The sequence below is a fragment of the Heyndrickxia faecalis genome, from assembly GCF_040267745.1.
Taxonomy (GTDB): domain Bacteria; phylum Bacillota; class Bacilli; order Bacillales; family Bacillaceae_C; genus Weizmannia; species Weizmannia faecalis.
Window position 1 is genome coordinate 3,433,357 of sequence record NZ_CP158453.1, and the last position, 18,127, is coordinate 3,451,483.

At 49.5% G+C, this 18,127-nt stretch carries 11 protein-coding genes, 9 tRNA genes and 3 rRNA genes; 2 read left to right on the top strand and 21 right to left on the bottom strand.

Features of this window, described 5'->3' with window-relative positions; translation table 11 throughout:
- Positions 1–76: 76 nt before the first annotated feature.
- Positions 77–691 carry an anti-sigma factor family protein gene (locus ABR335_RS16270; protein ID WP_014096457.1) on the bottom strand — a complete coding sequence of 205 codons (615 nt, stop codon included), beginning with the start codon at positions 689–691 and terminating at the stop codon, positions 77–79.
- 12 nt (positions 692–703) lie between these two features.
- On the bottom strand, positions 704–1,267 hold the full coding sequence (sigW, locus tag ABR335_RS16275) for an RNA polymerase sigma factor SigW (protein WP_014096458.1): 564 nt from the start codon (positions 1,265–1,267) through the stop codon (positions 704–706).
- A 175-nt stretch (positions 1,268–1,442) separates the two neighbouring features.
- Between sigW and ABR335_RS16280 the strand changes: the two genes are divergently transcribed.
- Positions 1,443–1,616: an aspartyl-phosphate phosphatase Spo0E family protein gene (locus ABR335_RS16280; protein WP_014096459.1), complete on the top strand. Its 174-nt coding sequence runs from the start codon at positions 1,443–1,445 to the stop codon at positions 1,614–1,616.
- A 103-nt stretch (positions 1,617–1,719) separates the two neighbouring features.
- Here ABR335_RS16280 and rocF read toward each other — a convergent pair whose 3' ends face one another.
- The 19 genes from rocF to ABR335_RS16375 form a co-directional block, all read right to left on the bottom strand.
- The gene (gene rocF / locus ABR335_RS16285; protein WP_014096460.1) at positions 1,720–2,619 is read right to left on the bottom strand and encodes an arginase; all 900 of its coding nucleotides are present in this window, start codon (positions 2,617–2,619) and stop codon (positions 1,720–1,722) included.
- 320 nt (positions 2,620–2,939) lie between these two features.
- A tRNA-Gly gene (locus ABR335_RS16290) sits at positions 2,940–3,011 on the bottom strand.
- A 40-nt stretch (positions 3,012–3,051) separates the two neighbouring features.
- Positions 3,052–3,124 (bottom strand) — tRNA-Lys (locus ABR335_RS16295).
- A 47-nt stretch (positions 3,125–3,171) separates the two neighbouring features.
- Positions 3,172–3,243, bottom strand: a tRNA-Gln gene (locus ABR335_RS16300).
- A gap of 64 nt (positions 3,244–3,307) precedes the next feature.
- Positions 3,308–3,392, bottom strand: a tRNA-Tyr gene (locus ABR335_RS16305).
- A gap of 5 nt (positions 3,393–3,397) precedes the next feature.
- Positions 3,398–3,473: transfer RNA gene (locus ABR335_RS16310), tRNA-Thr, on the bottom strand.
- A gap of 7 nt (positions 3,474–3,480) precedes the next feature.
- Positions 3,481–3,553 (bottom strand) — tRNA-Val (locus ABR335_RS16315).
- 11 nt (positions 3,554–3,564) lie between these two features.
- A tRNA-Glu gene (locus ABR335_RS16320) sits at positions 3,565–3,639 on the bottom strand.
- Between the two features lie 11 nt (positions 3,640–3,650).
- Positions 3,651–3,723 (bottom strand) — tRNA-Thr (locus ABR335_RS16325).
- A gap of 6 nt (positions 3,724–3,729) precedes the next feature.
- Positions 3,730–3,801 (bottom strand) — tRNA-Asn (locus tag ABR335_RS16330).
- Positions 3,802–3,808: 7 nt separating this feature from the next.
- A 5S ribosomal RNA gene (gene rrf / locus ABR335_RS16335) occupies positions 3,809–3,924 on the bottom strand.
- A 406-nt stretch (positions 3,925–4,330) separates the two neighbouring features.
- A 23S ribosomal RNA gene (locus tag ABR335_RS16340) occupies positions 4,331–7,263 on the bottom strand.
- Positions 7,264–7,428: 165 nt separating this feature from the next.
- Positions 7,429–8,982: ribosomal RNA gene (locus ABR335_RS16345) — 16S ribosomal RNA — on the bottom strand.
- Together the 16S, 23S and 5S rRNA genes with 9 tRNA genes alongside form the textbook arrangement of a ribosomal RNA operon.
- A gap of 466 nt (positions 8,983–9,448) precedes the next feature.
- Positions 9,449–10,237: an SDR family NAD(P)-dependent oxidoreductase gene (locus tag ABR335_RS16350; RefSeq protein ID WP_014096461.1), complete on the bottom strand. Its 789-nt coding sequence runs from the start codon at positions 10,235–10,237 to the stop codon at positions 9,449–9,451.
- 213 nt (positions 10,238–10,450) lie between these two features.
- Positions 10,451–12,175: a thiol reductant ABC exporter subunit CydC gene (cydC, locus tag ABR335_RS16355; RefSeq protein WP_014096462.1), complete on the bottom strand. Its 1,725-nt coding sequence runs from the start codon at positions 12,173–12,175 to the stop codon at positions 10,451–10,453.
- Entirely contained in the window at positions 12,150–13,898 is a 1,749-nt protein-coding gene (gene cydD, locus ABR335_RS16360) for a thiol reductant ABC exporter subunit CydD (protein WP_014096463.1), read from the bottom strand. Before cydD ends, cydC begins: the two co-directional genes overlap by 26 nt.
- 328 nt (positions 13,899–14,226) lie before the next feature.
- Entirely contained in the window at positions 14,227–15,237 is a 1,011-nt protein-coding gene (cydB, locus tag ABR335_RS16365; RefSeq protein ID WP_014096464.1) for a cytochrome d ubiquinol oxidase subunit II, read from the bottom strand.
- Positions 15,237–16,628, bottom strand: a complete 1,392-nt coding sequence (locus tag ABR335_RS16370) for a cytochrome ubiquinol oxidase subunit I (RefSeq protein ID WP_014096465.1) — start codon at positions 16,626–16,628, stop codon at positions 15,237–15,239. Before ABR335_RS16370 ends, cydB begins: the two co-directional genes overlap by 1 nt.
- A 331-nt stretch (positions 16,629–16,959) precedes the next feature.
- Positions 16,960–17,187 (bottom strand): hypothetical protein, encoded by a 228-nt coding sequence (locus ABR335_RS16375; RefSeq protein WP_014096466.1) that lies wholly within the window; start codon positions 17,185–17,187, stop codon positions 16,960–16,962.
- 138 nt (positions 17,188–17,325) lie between these two features.
- On the opposite strand from ABR335_RS16375, the gene ABR335_RS16380 reads away from it, so the two are divergent.
- Positions 17,326–18,066: a polysaccharide deacetylase family protein gene (locus ABR335_RS16380; protein ID WP_035189303.1), complete on the top strand. Its 741-nt coding sequence runs from the start codon at positions 17,326–17,328 to the stop codon at positions 18,064–18,066.
- Positions 18,067–18,127: the final 61 nt, after the last annotated feature.

The window sequence follows — 18,127 nt, forward strand, 5'->3', positions numbered from 1 at the left end:
CGGCGAAATAGCAGCTTTTGTATATCTGGAAAAAGAAACGGGAACCGGATCCGGCCCCGCTCCAATATATTTATATTCATTTCAAATGCTTCCATGCATCCTGTCCTGTATCTTTTATTTTATACCAAATCCATTCAAAAACTTCATTAATTTCTTCCACATTTCCGGTAACGTCCCCCGCGGAGGCCATATATTCATTTCCCCGGACCACCGTCACATTCCCTTCCACTTTCCCTTCAATCCGGAGATCGCCGTTTGTTACCGTAATGTCCTCTTTAATCACTTTTCCCTTCGGCACAATTGCGGTATGCCCCTGGACAATGATGTCTTTGTTTTTCGTTACGGAAAACTCGTCCGGGTTATGCCACTCGGAAAACATCGCGCCTGCCATTAAAATGAAGAACAAGCCGGCGGAGGCGAGAAACGGATGCATTTTCAACCAGCGGCCCGCCCCGACCCGCTTTTTCTCCCTTGGAAGATTTTTCATAACGCGGCCTGTAAAACCGGGAGGCGCCTGGACATTCGGAAGGCTTTGCACGTAAAAGATGCTTTTTTGCAGCTCATAAAAATGCTGTCGGCACGCGCGGCATGTTTCCAAATGGTACTCGAGCATTTTTTTATGGTCTTCCGGAATGTCTTCATCTAAGTATTCATGCATATACAGTACAATTCTCTCAGAACATGCCTCCATATTTTTCCCTCCTCACAGCCTGCCCAATTGCTTTCGCAGCGCTTCACGCCCGCGGTGGATTCTTGTTTTTACCGTTCCCAGCGGAATGTCCAGCATTTCGCTGATTTCATTTAAAGATAATTCTTCAATATACTTTAAAACGATAATAATTCGGTATTTTTCCGGCAATTTTAAAATTTCTCGCTGGATCATTTCCTGCATCTCAAGTGTCTCCACCTGCATATCCGGCAGCTTTTCCTCCGCCGGTACGGTTGAATAAAGGGTCAGCCCTTCCGTCCCGGAAATTTCCGCATCCAGATAAAAATCAGGTTTCTTCTTGCGGATCCGGTCAATACACAAATTAGTAGCAATCCGGTACAACCACGATGAAAATTTCCGTTCCTGCTTAAAACTTTTAATATGGATATAGGCGCGGATAAATGTTTCCTGCGCCAGATCCTCCGCTTCGGTGCGGCTCCCGATCATGCGGAAACAGATTTGGAATACTTTATCTTTATATAATTCAACGATATCATTAAAAGCATTTTGGTCACCCTTCATGACCTGCTTAATTTTTCGGTTTACAGTTGCTTCCATTTTCCCCCTCCGCCCTGTGCGGTACGTTATTTTTACGGTTTTCTCCTGAAAAGGTTTCAAAAAAAAGTAAAAAAATGTTCAAGTCTATTGTAGCAAAGTTATGGAAAAAATGTTTAAATCTTTAGTAAAATGGATATAAAATATTACAAATTTGAATATGAACGGGGAGTCAGGGATGAACCAGAAAAGCCGAGCCTTAATGTTGGAAATTGAGGAAAAAAGACGTGAAATGATTCAGCTCGCTTCGACCACTGCATACTGGGATGACCAGGTCTTACAGGCAAGCAGGCATCTGGACCAGCTCATCAATCAATTTAACAAATTGAAAAGCAGTAAACTTCAGGGATAAGTGAACAGAACACCCATGGAATAGATTTAAATAAAAAAACGGCAAAACATCATTTGCCGTTTTTTTATTTGCAGTGCCGGATACCGGCCGGCAGGGGCTATTTTTAAAGAAGTTTTTTTCCAAACAATGTTTCAATCAGGCGGACAGCTTTTTCTGCCGTTTGATTGCGGCTGTCAAGGATCGGGTTTACTTCAACAACCTCGGCTGAAACAACGGCATCTGCATCGTGCAGCATCTCCATGGCGAGCCTGCTTTCGCGGAAATGAATCCCGCCGTATACAGGCGTTCCCACACCCGGGGCTTCTTGCGGATCGAGCGCATCTAAATCGAACGACAAATGAATGCCATCCGTTCTTTCTTTTAAATAGTTAATACTTTCTGTCATGACACTCTCCATCCCGAACCGGTCAATTTCAGCCATCGTGTAGATTTTTATGCCCAGATTACGGATGAAATCCTTTTCCCCTTCGTCCAAATCCCGCTGCCCGATCAGGACAACATGCTCCGCTTTCAGTTTTGGAATATAGCCGTAAACGCCCGTTAAAGAAGCATGCCCGTGCCCGAGGCTGGCGGCAAGCGGCATGCCGTGGACATTTCCGGAAGGGCTTGTCTCAGGAATGTTCATATCCGCATGCGCGTCAAACCAAATGACGCCGAGATTTCTGTAATGCTTGCTGATGCCGGCAATTGTGCCAATGGCAATACTGTGGTCGCCACCAAAAATAAGCGGAAACCGGTTGCTTTTTACAATTTCATCTGTATGCTCTGCAATGGACTGGCTTGCTTTTGAAATCGATTTCAAATTTCTCGCATTGGCTTCATCATCAGGGAGCTGCTCCGCCCTGCCAATTTCAATATTGCCCAAATCGGTAACCGCGCAGCCGAGTTTCTCTAGCCCTTCTTTCACACCTGCATACCGGATCGCCTGCGGGCCCAGATCCACCCCTTTATATCGCTGCCCAAGATCCATTGGAACACCCATTATTGTAATATGTTTCTCCATCAGACTGCCCCCTTCCCTTCTCTCTATATATCATTGTAAAATTGTTTTCCAATTGGCTCAACTGTACAAAATTCTGTATAATTATACAGAAGAAATGGGAATTAGCTAAAATATCCTCCTTCAGACGGCAGTCAAACATTCTTGTTCACTGATTTTTTAGCTTTGCAGGTGGGGGCTTCTAAGGTAATTGCACCACTAGATTAAACATCAACCACCCATTAACAGACAATGAAGTGTACATGATGTTAAAACAATTTACAGATAAATAAAAAACGCTCAAAATCCTCTTATAAAAAAGGGTTTTGAGCGTTTCTCTTTGAAGCGGAAGACGGGACTCGAACCCGCGACCCACACCTTGGGAAGGTGTTGTTCTACCACTAAACTACTTCCGCATATTTATAGAATACCACACACTTTAAAAAAAGAAAAGAGTGAGCCATGCAGGATTCGAACCTGCGACCCTCTGATTAAAAGTCAGATGCTCTACCAACTGAGCTAATGGCTCGTAAAAATCTATATATCAAATGGCTACGCCAATTCAATAGCAAAAGGCTGGGCCAGCTGGATTCGAACCAACGCATGACGGAGTCAAAGTCCGTTGCCTTACCGCTTGGCTATGGCCCAATTATCTATAGTATGAACCCTCTCACCAAAAAAATGCACCAAAGTGCATGTCCAAAAAAAAGGATGGTGGAGGGGGACGGATTCGAACCGCCGAACCCTGAGGGAGCGGATTTACAGTCCGCCGCGTTTAGCCACTTCGCTACCCCTCCGTAAATGGTGCCGGCCAGAGGACTTGAACCCCCAACCTACTGATTACAAGTCAGTTGCTCTACCAATTGAGCTAGACCGGCATAAAAATGGAGGATGACGGGCTCGAACCGCCGACCCTCTGCTTGTAAGGCAGACGCTCTCCCAGCTGAGCTAATCCTCCAAATATGTAAATGGTGACCCGTACGGGATTCGAACCCGTGTTACCGCCGTGAAAGGGCGGTGTCTTAACCGCTTGACCAACGGGCCAAAAAACTATAAGCTTCCAATCGGGCTCGAACCGATGACCTCTTCCTTACCATGGAAGTGCTCTACCTGCTGAGCTATGGAAGCATATGACTCCGCAGGTAGGATTCGAACCTACGACCGATCGGTTAACAGCCGATTGCTCTACCACTGAGCTACTGCGGAATATCAGGCCCGGCAGCGTCCTACTCTCGCAGGGGGAGATCCCCAACTACCATCGGCGCTGGAAAGCTTAACTTCCGTGTTCGGGATGGGAACGGGTGTGACCTTTCCGCCATCGCCACCGGACCTCAATGACAAAAATCATTATAGCAAAGTTTCCATTGCTTATCAACAGGAATTATGTGATTCCCTGAAAACCGGATGGGAGAAAAAACTGTAAACGGAGAATGCGTTTCTAACTTTGAGAATTGTCTAGCTCCAGCGCCTATCGGCTAGCGTATTTCTACGCTTTCTCCCTACGATAAGCGGGCATCGGCTCGCCTTTAGGGGCTCGCCGTGTTTCCTTTATCTCAGTCGAAAGCTCCGAAATCCGTACGCCGATGAGCGAGGCGCTTCCGCTTTTCTATTGTCCAGCTCCGGTGCCTAGCCCCTCGAGGTCGAATAACCTGCCCGTCACGGAGCCAAAAGACGGCTCCATGCCGGTCAGAACATTCGCTTGTCGGGGCTAAACAAGGCACCTCCGCTTTTCTATTTGGTTAAGTCCTCGATCGATTAGTATTCGTCAGCTCCACGCGTCGCCGCGCTTCCACCCCGGACCTATCAACCTGATCATCTTTCAGGGATCTTACCAGTACAAACTGTGGGAAATCTCATCTTGAGGGGGGCTTCATGCTTAGATGCTTTCAGCACTTATCCCTTCCGCACATAGCTACCCAGCGATGCCTTTGGCAAGACAACTGGTACACCAGCGGTGCGTCCATCCCGGTCCTCTCGTACTAAGGACAGCTCCTCTCAAATTTCCTGCGCCCGCGACGGATAGGGACCGAACTGTCTCACGACGTTCTGAACCCAGCTCGCGTACCGCTTTAATGGGCGAACAGCCCAACCCTTGGGACCGACTACAGCCCCAGGATGCGATGAGCCGACATCGAGGTGCCAAACCTCCCCGTCGATGTGGACTCTTGGGGGAGATCAGCCTGTTATCCCCAGGGTAGCTTTTATCCGTTGAGCGATGGCCCTTCCATGCGGAACCACCGGATCACTAAGCCCGACTTTCGTCCCTGCTCGACTTGTAAGTCTCGCAGTCAAGCTCCCTTATGCCTTTACACTCTGCGAATGATTTCCAACCATTCTGAGGGAACCTTTGGGCGCCTCCGTTACCTTTTAGGAGGCGACCGCCCCAGTCAAACTGCCTGCCTGACACTGTCTCCCACCCCGGTAAGGGGTGCGGGTTAGAATTTCCATACAGCCAGGGTAGTATCCCACCGATGCCTCCACCGAAGCTGGCGCTCCGGTTTCCAAGGCTCCTACCTATCCTGTACAAGCTGTACCAAAATTCAATATCAGGCTGCAGTAAAGCTCCATGGGGTCTTTCCGTCCTGTCGCGGGTAACCTGCATCTTCACAGGTACTATAATTTCACCGAGTCTCTCGTTGAGACAGTGCCCAGATCGTTACACCTTTCGTGCGGGTCAGAACTTACCTGACAAGGAATTTCGCTACCTTAGGACCGTTATAGTTACGGCCGCCGTTTACTGGGGCTTCAGTTCAGAGCTTCGCCTTACGGCTAACCCCTCTCCTTAACCTTCCAGCACCGGGCAGGTGTCAGCCCCTATACTTCGCCTTGCGGCTTCGCAGAGACCTGTGTTTTTGCTAAACAGTCGCCTGGGCCTATTCACTGCGGCTTCCCGGGGCATACACCCCAAAAAGCACCCCTTCTCCCGAAGTTACGGGGTCATTTTGCCGAGTTCCTTAACGAGAGTTCTCTCGCTCACCTTAGGATTCTCTCCTCGCCTACCTGTGTCGGTTTGCGGTACGGGCGCCTTTCACCTCACTAGAGGCTTTTCTTGGCAGTGTGGAATCAGGAACTTCGGTACTAAAATTTCCCTCGCCATCACAGCTCCGCCTTGGCGCGAAGGATTTGCCTCCGCACCGGCCTAACTGCTTGGACGCGATCAACCAGTGTCGCGCTTTCCCTATCCTCCTGCGTCCCCCCATCGTTCAAACGGTGAAGAGGCGGTACAGGAATATCAACCTGTTGTCCATCGCCTACGCCTTTCGGCCTCGGCTTAGGCCCCGACTAACCCTGAGCGGACGAGCCTTCCTCAGGAAACCTTAGGCATTCGGTGGAAGGGATTCTCACCCTTCTTTCGCTACTCATACCGGCATTCTCACTTCTAAACGCTCCACCGGTCCTTCCGGTCCGGCTTCAACGCCCTTAGAACGCTCTCCTACCACGGACGCCAAATGGTGTCCATCCGCAGCTTCGGTGATACGTTTAGCCCCGGTACATTTTCGGCGCAGCGTCACTCGACCAGTGAGCTATTACGCACTCTTTAAATGATGGCTGCTTCTAAGCCAACATCCTGGTTGTCTAAGCAACGCCACATCCTTTTCCACTTAACGTATACTTTGGGACCTTAGCTGGCGGTCTGGGCTGTTTCCCTTTCGACCATGGATCTTATCACTCACAGTCTGACTCCCAAGCATAAGTTTTTGGCATTCGGAGTTTGTCTGAATTCGGTAACCCGATGAGGGCCCCTCGTCCAAACAGTGCTCTACCTCCAAAACTCTTCGCTTGAGGCTAGCCCTAAAGCTATTTCGGAGAGAACCAGCTATCTCCAAGTTCGATTAGAATTTCTCCGCTACCCACACCTCATCCCCGCACTTTTCAACGTGCGTGGGTTCGGGCCTCCAGCAAGTGTTACCTTGCCTTCACCCTGGACATGGGTAGATCACCTGGTTTCGGGTCTGCGGCCTCATACTCTTTCGCCCTGTTCAGACTCGCTTTCGCTGCGGCTCCGCTTCTTCAGCTTAACCTTGCATGAGACCGTAACTCGCCGGTTCATTCTACAAAAGGCACGCCATCACCCGTTAACGGGCTCTGACTACTTGTAGGCACACGGTTTCAGGATCTCTTTCACTCCCCTCCCGGGGTGCTTTTCACCTTTCCCTCACGGTACTGGTTCACTATCGGTCACTAGGGAGTATTTAGCCTTGGGAGATGGTCCTCCCGGATTCCGGCGGGATTCCTCGTGTCCCGCCGTACTCAGGATCCACTCGGGAGAGAACGAAGTGTCAGTTACAGGGCTTTTACCTTCTCCGGCAGGCCTTTCCAGGCCGCTTCACTTAACCTGTTCTTTTGTAACTCCCATATGAGTGTCCTACAACCCCGGAAGGCAAGCCTTCCGGTTTGGGCTGTTTCCTGTTCGCTCGCCGCTACTTGGGAAATCGCAATTGCTTTCTCTTCCTCCGGGTACTGAGATGTTTCAGTTCCCCGGGTGTGCCCTTCCTGCCCTATGGATTCAGGCAGGAATCCTGTCCAATTAAAGACAGGGGGTTTCCCCATTCGGAAATCTCCGGATCAACGCTTACGTACAGCTCCCCGGAGCATATCGGTGTTTGTACCGTCCTTCATCGGCTCCTAGTGCCAAGGCATTCACCGTGCGCCCTTTCTAACTTAACCATAAAAAGATTTAAATCCAAAAATAAGCGATTCTCGGTTTACTTGGTTTGTTTCTCCTATCCGGTTTTCAAAGAACACATACTGAAGGATTGAACCTTCAAAACTGAACAAAACGGAAACGTCAAACTTAATTGTGGAAAACGAAGTTTTCCTTAATTTCCTTAGAAAGGAGGTGATCCAGCCGCACCTTCCGATACGGCTACCTTGTTACGACTTCACCCCAATCATCTGTCCCACCTTCGGCGGCTGGCTCCGTAAAGGTTGCCTCACCGACTTCGGGTGTTACAAACTCTCGTGGTGTGACGGGCGGTGTGTACAAGGCCCGGGAACGTATTCACCGCGGCATGCTGATCCGCGATTACTAGCGATTCCGGCTTCATGCAGGCGGGTTGCAGCCTGCAATCCGAACTGGGAATGGTTTTTTGGGATTGGCTTAACCTCGCGGTCTCGCAGCCCTTTGTACCATCCATTGTAGCACGTGTGTAGCCCAGGTCATAAGGGGCATGATGATTTGACGTCATCCCCACCTTCCTCCGGTTTGTCACCGGCAGTCACCTTAGAGTGCCCAACTCAATGCTGGCAACTAAGGTCAAGGGTTGCGCTCGTTGCGGGACTTAACCCAACATCTCACGACACGAGCTGACGACAACCATGCACCACCTGTCACTCTGTCCCCCGAAGGGGAAGGCCCTGTCTCCAGGGAGGTCAGAGGATGTCAAGACCTGGTAAGGTTCTTCGCGTTGCTTCGAATTAAACCACATGCTCCACCGCTTGTGCGGGCCCCCGTCAATTCCTTTGAGTTTCAGCCTTGCGGCCGTACTCCCCAGGCGGAGTGCTTAATGCGTTAGCTGCAGCACTAAAGGGCGGAAACCCTCTAACACTTAGCACTCATCGTTTACGGCGTGGACTACCAGGGTATCTAATCCTGTTTGCTCCCCACGCTTTCGCGCCTCAGCGTCAGTTACAGACCAGAGAGCCGCCTTCGCCACTGGTGTTCCTCCACATCTCTACGCATTTCACCGCTACACGTGGAATTCCACTCTCCTCTTCTGCACTCAAGCCTCCCAGTTTCCAATGACCGCTTGCGGTTGAGCCGCAAGATTTCACATCAGACTTAAGAAACCGCCTGCGCGCGCTTTACGCCCAATAATTCCGGACAACGCTTGCCACCTACGTATTACCGCGGCTGCTGGCACGTAGTTAGCCGTGGCTTTCTGGCCGGGTACCGTCAAGGCGCCGCCCTGTTCGAACGGCACTTGTTCTTCCCCGGCAACAGAGTTTTACGACCCGAAGGCCTTCTTCACTCACGCGGCGTTGCTCCGTCAGACTTTCGTCCATTGCGGAAGATTCCCTACTGCTGCCTCCCGTAGGAGTTTGGGCCGTGTCTCAGTCCCAATGTGGCCGATCACCCTCTCAGGTCGGCTACGCATCGTTGCCTTGGTGAGCCATTACCCCACCAACTAGCTAATGCGCCGCGGGCCCATCTGTAAGTGACAGCCGAAGCCGTCTTTCCTTTTTCCTCCATGCGGAGGAAAAAACTATCCGGTATTAGCCCCGGTTTCCCGGCGTTATCCCGATCTTACAGGCAGGTTGCCCACGTGTTACTCACCCGTCCGCCGCTAACCTTTTAAAAGCAAGCTTTTAAAAGGTCCGCACGACTTGCATGTATTAGGCACGCCGCCAGCGTTCGTCCTGAGCCAGGATCAAACTCTCAGTAAAGATGTTTGATAAAAGCTCAAAAAGAATTTGACGTTTCGTTTTGTCCAGTTTTCAAGGAACAATCTTCGCCGTTTATTCATAACAGCGACTTTTATATTATATCAAGTATAAAGTGCTTTGTCAACACTTTTTTATCTGTCCTGCCTCATGTGAAGCAGCGACATTTATTAATATACCAAGATAGCAAATCGATGTCAACAGCCTTTGTATATTTTTATTCTATATAAAATGAACTTGAGTTTTTACATCAAGCCTGGGCACCGATTTGCATGACGATACTTTTTGCAGCAGGCAACAGAGCTGAGAGATTTTATTTATTTTATATATTTTTTCAGCTTTACGGAGGGAAGCCAAATCAACTTGTTTACGCTGTACAGCCAGGCGTTATACTGCAGACGGTATACCCGGGAGCTTCCCTCCATTTATCGAAATTGTTATTTCTTATAATAGATATTACAGCCGGACTTTAGGAAAGGACTGCCCCGCCATCAATGACAACCGTTTGCCCAATGATATGGGAAGACAGGTCTGATGCAAGATAGAGCAGAACATTCGCCACTTCTTCCGGTTGTGTATAGCGGCCAGTCGGGGCGGATGCAGCCATTTGCTGCCTCGTTTGTTCAGCAGCTGCTGAATCACCTCCGGCAAAACCGTTTTCAATTTTTCTCATCATTTCTGTGTCCACAACCCCTGGACATACCGCATTGACACGGACGCCGGACGGAGCTGCCTCAATTCCTGCCGTTTTCGTCATGCCGATCACCGCATGCTTACTGGCGCCGTATGCCACCATTTCCGGTGTGCCGACGAGGCCGGCAACAGAAGCCGTATTGACAATGGTGCCGCTTTTTTGGCTGATCATATGCGGCAACACATACTTCATACCAAGAAAGACGCCGCGTACATTAATGCCCATCAGTTTATCAAATACTTCTTCGGGATAATCTATGAGCGGTTTCATCTTTCCTTCCCAACCAGCATTGTTTAAAAGAATATCAATTTTTCCATAAGTATCTAGCGCAGTTCGGACGTAATGTTGGACATCTTTGGATTTGGAAACATCGGTCCGGACAAAAATCGCTTCCCCACCATTTTCACGGATTTTTCCAGCCGTTTCTTCTCCCAATTCATCAGATAAATCAGCGACCACGACATTTGCTCCGCCCGCAGCCAGTTTCAAGCATGCTTCGCGGCCGATTCCTCCCCCACCGCCGGTTACGATTGCAACTTTTCCTGTGAAATCAAATGTTTGCACTGGCGCCACCCTTTCCAAATTCGGTTCATCTTCAGTGTAATGGTTTGTAAAGAAGAAAGCAATGGTAACGCTTTCAAAAATTGTGTCTATTTTTTGCAACCGGCGATAGATAACCCATCTGCTTCTTTCGCGGCACGGGCAGAAATAAAAAACGGCAAATTCACTTGCAGGCGCCCATGCTGCAACAGTGGCACTGGAAAAAGCGGGGGCTGGTCAAGCGTCCCCGCGGTCCAGTTGATAAAGTTTGCGGTAACGCGCATGGTTTTCCATCAATGCCGCGTGTGTGCCCTGCATGGCGATTTTTCCTTCATCCAGAAAGACGATCTGATCCATTTTTTCCATCCCGGCCAGATGGTGAGTAATGAAAATCACCGTTTTGTCCTTTAAAACTTCAAACATCGTATCGAGCAGGTCTTTTTCTGTCAGGGGATCAAGCCCGACAGTCGGTTCATCCAAAATGACCACAGGCGTATTTTGCAGCAGGATCCGTGCGAGGGCGATTCTTTGCCGCTCGCCTCCCGAAAAACGCTGGCCGGTTTCCTCCATTTGGGTATGGATCCCATTTGGAAGGGAGTGGAGATACCGGTCAAGTTTGACTTGCCGGATGGCCTCCTCTATTTCTTCTGATGTGGCGCCGGGGCGTCCGAGGGCAGCGTTATTTTCGACCGTTGTCGCGAACAGATAAGGTTTCTGGTTCAAGACACTGACCAGCTGGTGAATCCCTTCGCCATATGCTGCCGGGGCATGCCCGCCGATGGAAACGGTCCCTGAAGCAGGCTGCAGCGCCCCAATCAGCAGATGGAGAAGCGTCGATTTGCCCGCTCCGCTTTTGCCAAGCACCGCGATTTTTTGCCCATGGGGAATGGTGAGTGACACATCGTTCAAAGCTGCGGCCGGTTCGTTTTCATAATAGTAAAAGACATGTTCCAAACGGATATCCGCTTTCTCTCCAGGAACTACGCTATTCCTGCTTTTATCCGGGACGTACTGCCGGATCGCGTCAATCCGTTGCAGGGATTCCTTGTATGCCGGAATCTTTTCCACCGCCGCGGATGCCGGGATGATGCCTTCCAGAATCGGAAGGGTTACAAGTGTAAAAGACGCAATATAGGTCGGGGCGATGTCTCCATGCATTGCGGCATGCCCTGCCCAGATGCCGGTAAATATTAAAATCATGCCCGAGATGACCTGTAGCTGAAAGTTCCGGTTATGATTCCAAAAGGACATCTTCCTTTCCATTTCGTGGCTTTCCTGGCTGTCTTCATGAAACTGCTTGAAAAACCGTTCTTTCTTTCCGCTGATGATCCAGTCGCGGATGCCGAATAAAGTATCCGTGACGTTGCGGTACAGCCGGCTCTGTGTTTCTTTCAGCGCGATTTGTCGTTTTTTCATGAAATATAAGGATAAAAGCGGGTAAACAAACAGGACGATCCCCATTAATAAGGCAATCCATAACGCAAACTGCCAGTCAAATGCAGCCAGCGTGCAAACAGAATATAAAAACAAAAACAGCGCCGTCACGACAGGAAAAATGGTGCGGATATAAGCGTCCTGCAAGTGCTCGATGTCATCGGCAAGCGTGCCGAGCAGATCCCCCGCCTGAAAACGCGAGCGGATAAACAGCGCCTGCGGTTCGAGCATTTCATACAGTTTGACGCGCATATCAGCAAGAATCTTCAACACCGTATTATGCCCGCTAAGCCGCTCAAAATAACGGGCGACCGGCCGCGCGATCCCGAAAGCGCGCACGCCGACGATCGGGACATAAATCAAAAGAATCGTCACCGGCATTTCGGAAGCCCTTGTGATCAAATACCCGGACGTAAAGGTGAGCATCGATGAAGCAAGAAAAGCAACAATGCCAAGCAGGACAGTAGCTACCATCAGCCACCGGTACTGACGGATATACGGTTTAATATACCGGTTGAAGTATGCCATGTTCTACCCCTCCCCGCTGCGCCTCGACAAGTTCGTAAAAGGCGCCTTTTTTCCGGTACAGCTCATCGTATGTGCCCGCTTCTCTAAGCCTGCCGCCATCCATCACCAAAATCAAATCCATTTCTTTTACCCAGTGCAGGCGGTGGGTGGCAAAAAAGACAAGTTTATGTTCAAAAAGCGGGAGCATCAGCTGTTTAATTTCCTGTTCCGTTTCGATATCGAGATGCGCAGTCGGCTCATCCAAAAGCATAACCGGACGTGCATCCAGCAATGCCCGCGCAAGCGCAATCCGCTGTTCTTCACCGCCGCTTAGCACCCGTCCGCCCTGGCCGATTTTTTCATCAAGCCCGTTCGGAAAGCTGGCGATGAGGTCGGAAAGCCCTGCTGTCCGGGCCGCTTCCTCAATCTTTTCAAGCGGCGCATCCGGCGCATACCAGGCAATATTTTCCCGTACGGTCTTTGCAAAAATATACGGATGCTGCGGAATGTAGTTCACCTGCTTTTGCCATTCGGTAAAGGACAAATGCGGAACTTCCAGGCCGTCAATCCTGATCCGTCCGCCATTCGGCATGGAGAACCCGGATAACAGGTCAATCAGCGTCGATTTGCCCGAACCGGAGATGCCGATCACGCCGATTTTTTGAAACCCACGGGCGGTAAACGTGACATCCTGCAAAATCGCCCGGTTTTCTTCCGGCGACTGTTTTTCGAGCCCTTCCACCGTTAATGTACTGTGTTCGTTCCAAACCGGGACGGGAAAAGAAAGCCCATTTCCAAAATCTTCTTTTTCGGCAAGCAGGCGGTGGATCTTCTCGCCCGCCTCTTTGCCGTTCATCGTGGCATGGTAATCGCTGCCAAGATCGCGGACCGGCATAAAATACTCCGGCGCGAGAATTAAAAGCGCAAGAGCCGGTTCAAATCCGATTTGCCCGTTAATCAGCCGGAGCCCGAGTTCCACGGCCACGACCGCCACGGACAAAGTCGCAAAAAAGTCCAGGGAAAACGACGATAAAAAAGCAATTCTGAGCGTGCGGTTTGTGGCAATCCGGTACTTGTTGCTGACTTCCCAAATGGCTTCTTTATGGCTTTTGCTCCGCCCTAAAAATTTCAGCGTCACGAGCCCCCTTAACGAGTCCACAAAATGGCGGGAAAGCAGCTGGTACGTTTCCCATCTCGCTTCTTTCTGCTTTTGCGCGGCGAGCCCGAGCAGAATCAAAAACCCGATTAAAATCGGCATGACAACCAGCAGCGTGATCCCGGTTTCAACATCCTGTGAAAAAATATACACAAGGAGAACAGCCGGGATCGTCAGGCACGCGATAAACCGTGGAATAAAAAGCTCTAAATAAGTACGGAACTCCGGAATGCCCTCAAGGCAAAGCGTCACCAGATTGCCCGTGCCATGCCTGCTGATGGCGCGCGGTCCGATGCGAAACAGCTTTTCAACGAGCAAGTTTTGGTAATGGAGGGACGTGCGGCCGGCAAACCGGAACGCAACCCGCGACTTTGCCCACTGCAAAAAGTGGCGGATGAGATGGGCGGCGAAAAAGATGCCAAATTCAGCCGCTGCTTCCTGCCACGGCACCCCTTTGTATAAATGGACAATCGCTTTTGCCAGGTATACTGCCTGCACGATAATAGCAACCGATTGGATCATCGTCAGGCATCCGGCAATGATAAAAGTTTTTAAGCTGCCTTTATACTGCATCAGATGTTTATCCATCCGCACCAGCTCCTCTCCGGTATGGGGCCATTCCGCCATACGCAGGGCTTTTTTGATTCGTTCATTGGCATATTTTCACCTGTACGGAGTCCCTAAGATCGTGCCAGGTTCCTGCTTCAATCCGCAATATGCGGACTGCTTCTCTCCGTACCCATCCAAAAGGTTCCATTCCAGGAGTAGTATCCATTCCCTATTCCCGTATTGATCTGCTTCTCTCCGCACCCGTCCAAACGGTGCCGAATGAAAAAGAAAACACCCGGTTTGCCCGAAATCCGCTCCCCGGGTGAGCAGTGGACGGCGATCTTTAACCCCCGCCCCCTGAACTTTTTTAATAATGCAATTCATGCGGTGTAACCCGTTTCCGGAAGACGTAGTAACTCCAAATCGTGTAAGCGAGCACGACCGGTACCATCGTGCATGCGACGATCGTCATGATTTTTAACGAATACGGGCTTGACGATGCTTTATAAAGCGTCAAGTTGTTCGCCGCCCCCATTGAACTGATCAGCACGTTCGGGAAAAGTGCGATGAAAAACGAGACGGTTACAAGAATTAAAATCAACCCGGTTACGGCAAAACTCAATCCTTCTTTTTTATTCCGCAAAAGCGGATACAGTGCCAGATAAAGCACGATGGCAACGGCATAGACCGGAATTAAAATGGCACCCCGTTTCACAAACGCGTCTGTAAAAACAGCGGTTAATACGGTAAACAGGACAACGACGGCGCCTGTAGCGATATACATTTTGATCGCGGCTTTTCCGGCACGTTCACGGATTTCGCCATCCGTTTTTAAACGGATAAACATCAGGCCATGCAGATAGACAAGAGCGACAAAAGCAAGCCCGCCGACGATCGTGTAGAGGTTGACGATGTCGAAAAATCCGGCATGCATCGTCATCGAGCGGTCAATCGGAAGCCCCTTGATCATCCCGGAAAACAGAGCACCAAGCAAAAACGGCGGCAGGAGGCTTCCAAGCAAAATGGCCCAGTCCCAAATACCTTTCCATTTGCTTGCCTGGAGTTTGCCGCGGAATTCAAAGGCAACCCCTCTGGCAATAAGCGCAAGCAGCAGGACGACAAAGGCAAGGTAATAGCCGCTAAAAAGCGTGGCATACCAGTTCGGGAAAGCAGCAAACATGGCGCCGCCCGCTGTCAGGAGCCATACTTCATTGGCATCCCAGAACGGCCCGATCGTATTAATGAGCACCCGTTTTTCCGTCTCATTTTTGGCAAGGAATTTTGTGCTCATCCCGACTCCGAAATCAAAACCTTCCAGAAATACAAATCCGACAAATAACACACAAACGAGCAAAAACCACAATTCATTTAACTGCATTATACAACCCTCCTTGTATTGAAAGGATCCGATGCAGTAATGTCTTCCATCGGTTTTGCCTGCGGGCCCTGTTTAATAACGCGGATAAACAGGTAAGCCATTGCCACGGCAAGCAGCGTATAGACAATCGAGAACGCAACCAGTGAAAACAGCAGCTCGCCGGCCGAAACATTCGGCGAAACGCCCGCACTTGTTTTCATCAAGCCGTTTACCACCCATGGCTGCCGGCCCATTTCAGACATAATCCAGCCGAACGAGTTGCCGATCGTCGGGATAAACATGCAAGGGAACAGCCATTTCAAGTAACGCATGCTGTTTTCAATTTTTTTCTTCCAGACAAGGTACAGGCCGATCAAACTCATCAGGATCATAATGCCGCCGGTGGCAACCATGATCCGGAAGCTCCAAAACGTTGTTTTTACAGGCGGAATATAATTGCCTGCCCCGTATTTTTGTGTGTATTCTTTTTGCAGCTCGTTCATCCCTTTGACAGATCCGGAAAATTTGCCATAGGATAAGTAGCTCAGCAAGTACGGAATTTGCACCCTGTATTCCGACTTTTTATTTTTCGTATCAATGACACTAAACAATGTCCACGGCGCAGGGTCCCCGGTGTTTTGCCAGATGCCTTCCGCAGCAGCCATTTTCATCGGCTGGACATTAATGAGATAACGTGCCTGGCTGTGCCCGGAAAAGGCAAGGCCGAGCCCGCTGAGAAGACCAACGATAAGTGCGATGGCAACAGACCGTTTGAAAAAGGCCACTTCTTTTTTCCTGATCAAATTCCAGGCCGAAACGCCGGCGATGAAAAACGCACCGGTGGCAAGGCTGCCGAAAATAATGTGCGGGTAAGCCACCTGCAATTTTTGGTTCAACAGCACGGCGGCAAAATTGTTCATTTCGGCACGGCCATTGTGAATCGTATAGCCGACCGGATTTTGCATGAACGAGTTTGCGGCCATAATCCAGAGCGCCGACAGCATCGTTCCGATCGAGACGAGCCAGATGCAGGCCAGATGCAGTTTTTTCGGGAGTCTGTCCCAACCGAAAATCCATAGGCCGATGAAAGTCGACTCCATAAAGAACGCAAGCAGCGCTTCAATCGCAAGCGGTGCGCCGAATACGTCCCCGACGAACCGCGAGTAGGTCGACCAGTTCATCCCGAATTGGAATTCCTGGATAATCCCGGTCACCACTCCGACTGCGAAGTTGATGAGGAAAAAGGTTCCCCAAAACTTCGTCATTTTCTTGTAAATTTCTTTCTTTTTCACCATGTAAAGCGTTTGCATGACAGCGACAATAAATGCCAATCCGATTGAAAGCGGCACGAAAATGAAGTGGAACAAGGTTGTCGTTGCAAACTGGGTCCGTGCCAATATGACTTCACTCATTTCCCAAAATCCCCTCCTCTTCCATATTTCCGTTACTTTATCATTACACTTATATTATATTTAATCTTTTTATGGTACAGATAGGAGCCATGTGACAATTCGGTTAAAAACTGTCGAATATTATTTGACAAATTATTTTTCTGGAAAATTATTCTTCCAGGCCTATTGACTTTTTGTGAAAGCGCGATCAAAAGGGTGCGGCTCACCCGGGCGGCCGGGACAACTCGCGTCCTTCTTTCCGGTCAAGGTCCGTGATTTCCCTTTTTCCAGAACGCTCTTCGCTTCTTCTTTTCCAAAAGACCGTAAAAAAAAGAGCGGCTGCCTCCGCTCTTTACTGTTTCATTTCCCGCCTATAGGACACGGCGAATTGGGCATATTCGCTTTGGGGCGCGACTTTTGTCAGGAGCTTAAAAAGAATCCGGTACCGTTCTTTCATGGCCCTTTTGATGACCCGCTCAATCCGCTCATCATTCAGGTCAAGTAAAATTTCTTCCATTTCTCTTTTCAACAAATACTGCAGTTCCAGCAGCTCTTTTTCATGGACGACAAGACCTAACACCCGCATGCACCCTTTCTGTTCATGGTACGTCTATTTTTACCAAATTTAAGGAAAATATCACAGCACTTTTCCTTGCATAATCCTGAAAAAATGGCGCATACAATAAGACAAGTGCAGTTTTTAACGGGAGGTTGAATCATGCACCATACGAAATCGCGAAACTGGAAACCGTATCTTTTCATTGTCATTGTCTCGTTTTTTACTGCCTTATTGATCTATACCCAAACGCTGACGCAGACGGCAGCTTTTTCAGCAAAAGGCACCCCGAAAGCCGTTTTTAAAGGAGAAAACGGCATTGCGTTAACTTTTAATATTGGCTGGGGCGATGAAAAAGCCGTCCCTATCTTGAAAACGCTGCAGAAAAACGGCGTAAAGTCCGCAACCTTTTTCCTGTCAGGCGCGTGGGCGGAACAGCACCCGGATATTGTGAATAGGATTGAAAAAGCCGGATATGAGATCGGAAGCCTCGGTTATGCCTATGTGGATTACACGGATGAAGAACCGGCTAAAGTGCGGCATGATATGCAGAAGGCACAAGAAGTGTTTAAAAAACTTGAAATAAAGGATGTAAAACTTTTGCGTTCCCCGACCGGCCATTTTGACAAAACGGCATTAAAAATTGCGGACCAACTGGGGCTTACAATGGTTCACTGGAGCGTCAACACCGATGACTGGAAAAACCCGGGCACCGCAAAAATTATTGAAAAAGCAAGCACAGCCGAAAACGGGGATATCATCCTGCTGCACGCTTCTGATGCCGCAAAGCAGACGAACAAAGCCCTGCCGCAAATCATCCGCCACTTGTCGGATAAAGGAAAATTTGTGACCGTTTCCGAAATGATTGCAAACGGCAAAGCAGAAACGAAAGTGATTCCTTAAAGCCACAGGCCCACTTGGTATATCGTTGTTAGGAGAAGAGAAATACAATGTGTTAAAATGA

Bases quoted from the DNA above. Each gene is read 5' to 3' on its own strand.
- ABR335_RS16270 (WP_014096457.1), bottom strand. From the start codon at position 691: ATGGAGGCATGTTCTGAGAGAATTGTACTGTATATGCATGAATACTTA.
- sigW (WP_014096458.1), bottom strand. From the start codon at position 1,267: ATGGAAGCAACTGTAAACCGAAAAATTAAGCAGGTCATGAAGGGTGAC.
- ABR335_RS16280 (WP_014096459.1), top strand. From the start codon at position 1,443: ATGAACCAGAAAAGCCGAGCCTTAATGTTGGAAATTGAGGAAAAAAGA.
- rocF (WP_014096460.1), bottom strand. From the start codon at position 2,619: ATGGAGAAACATATTACAATAATGGGTGTTCCAATGGATCTTGGGCAG.
- cydC (WP_014096462.1), bottom strand. From the start codon at position 12,175: ATGGCATACTTCAACCGGTATATTAAACCGTATATCCGTCAGTACCGG.
- cydD (WP_014096463.1), bottom strand. From the start codon at position 13,898: ATGGATAAACATCTGATGCAGTATAAAGGCAGCTTAAAAACTTTTATC.
- cydB (WP_014096464.1), bottom strand. From the start codon at position 15,237: ATGCAGTTAAATGAATTGTGGTTTTTGCTCGTTTGTGTGTTATTTGTC.
- ABR335_RS16370 (WP_014096465.1), bottom strand. From the start codon at position 16,628: ATGAGTGAAGTCATATTGGCACGGACCCAGTTTGCAACGACAACCTTG.
- ABR335_RS16380 (WP_035189303.1), top strand. From the start codon at position 17,326: ATGCACCATACGAAATCGCGAAACTGGAAACCGTATCTTTTCATTGTC.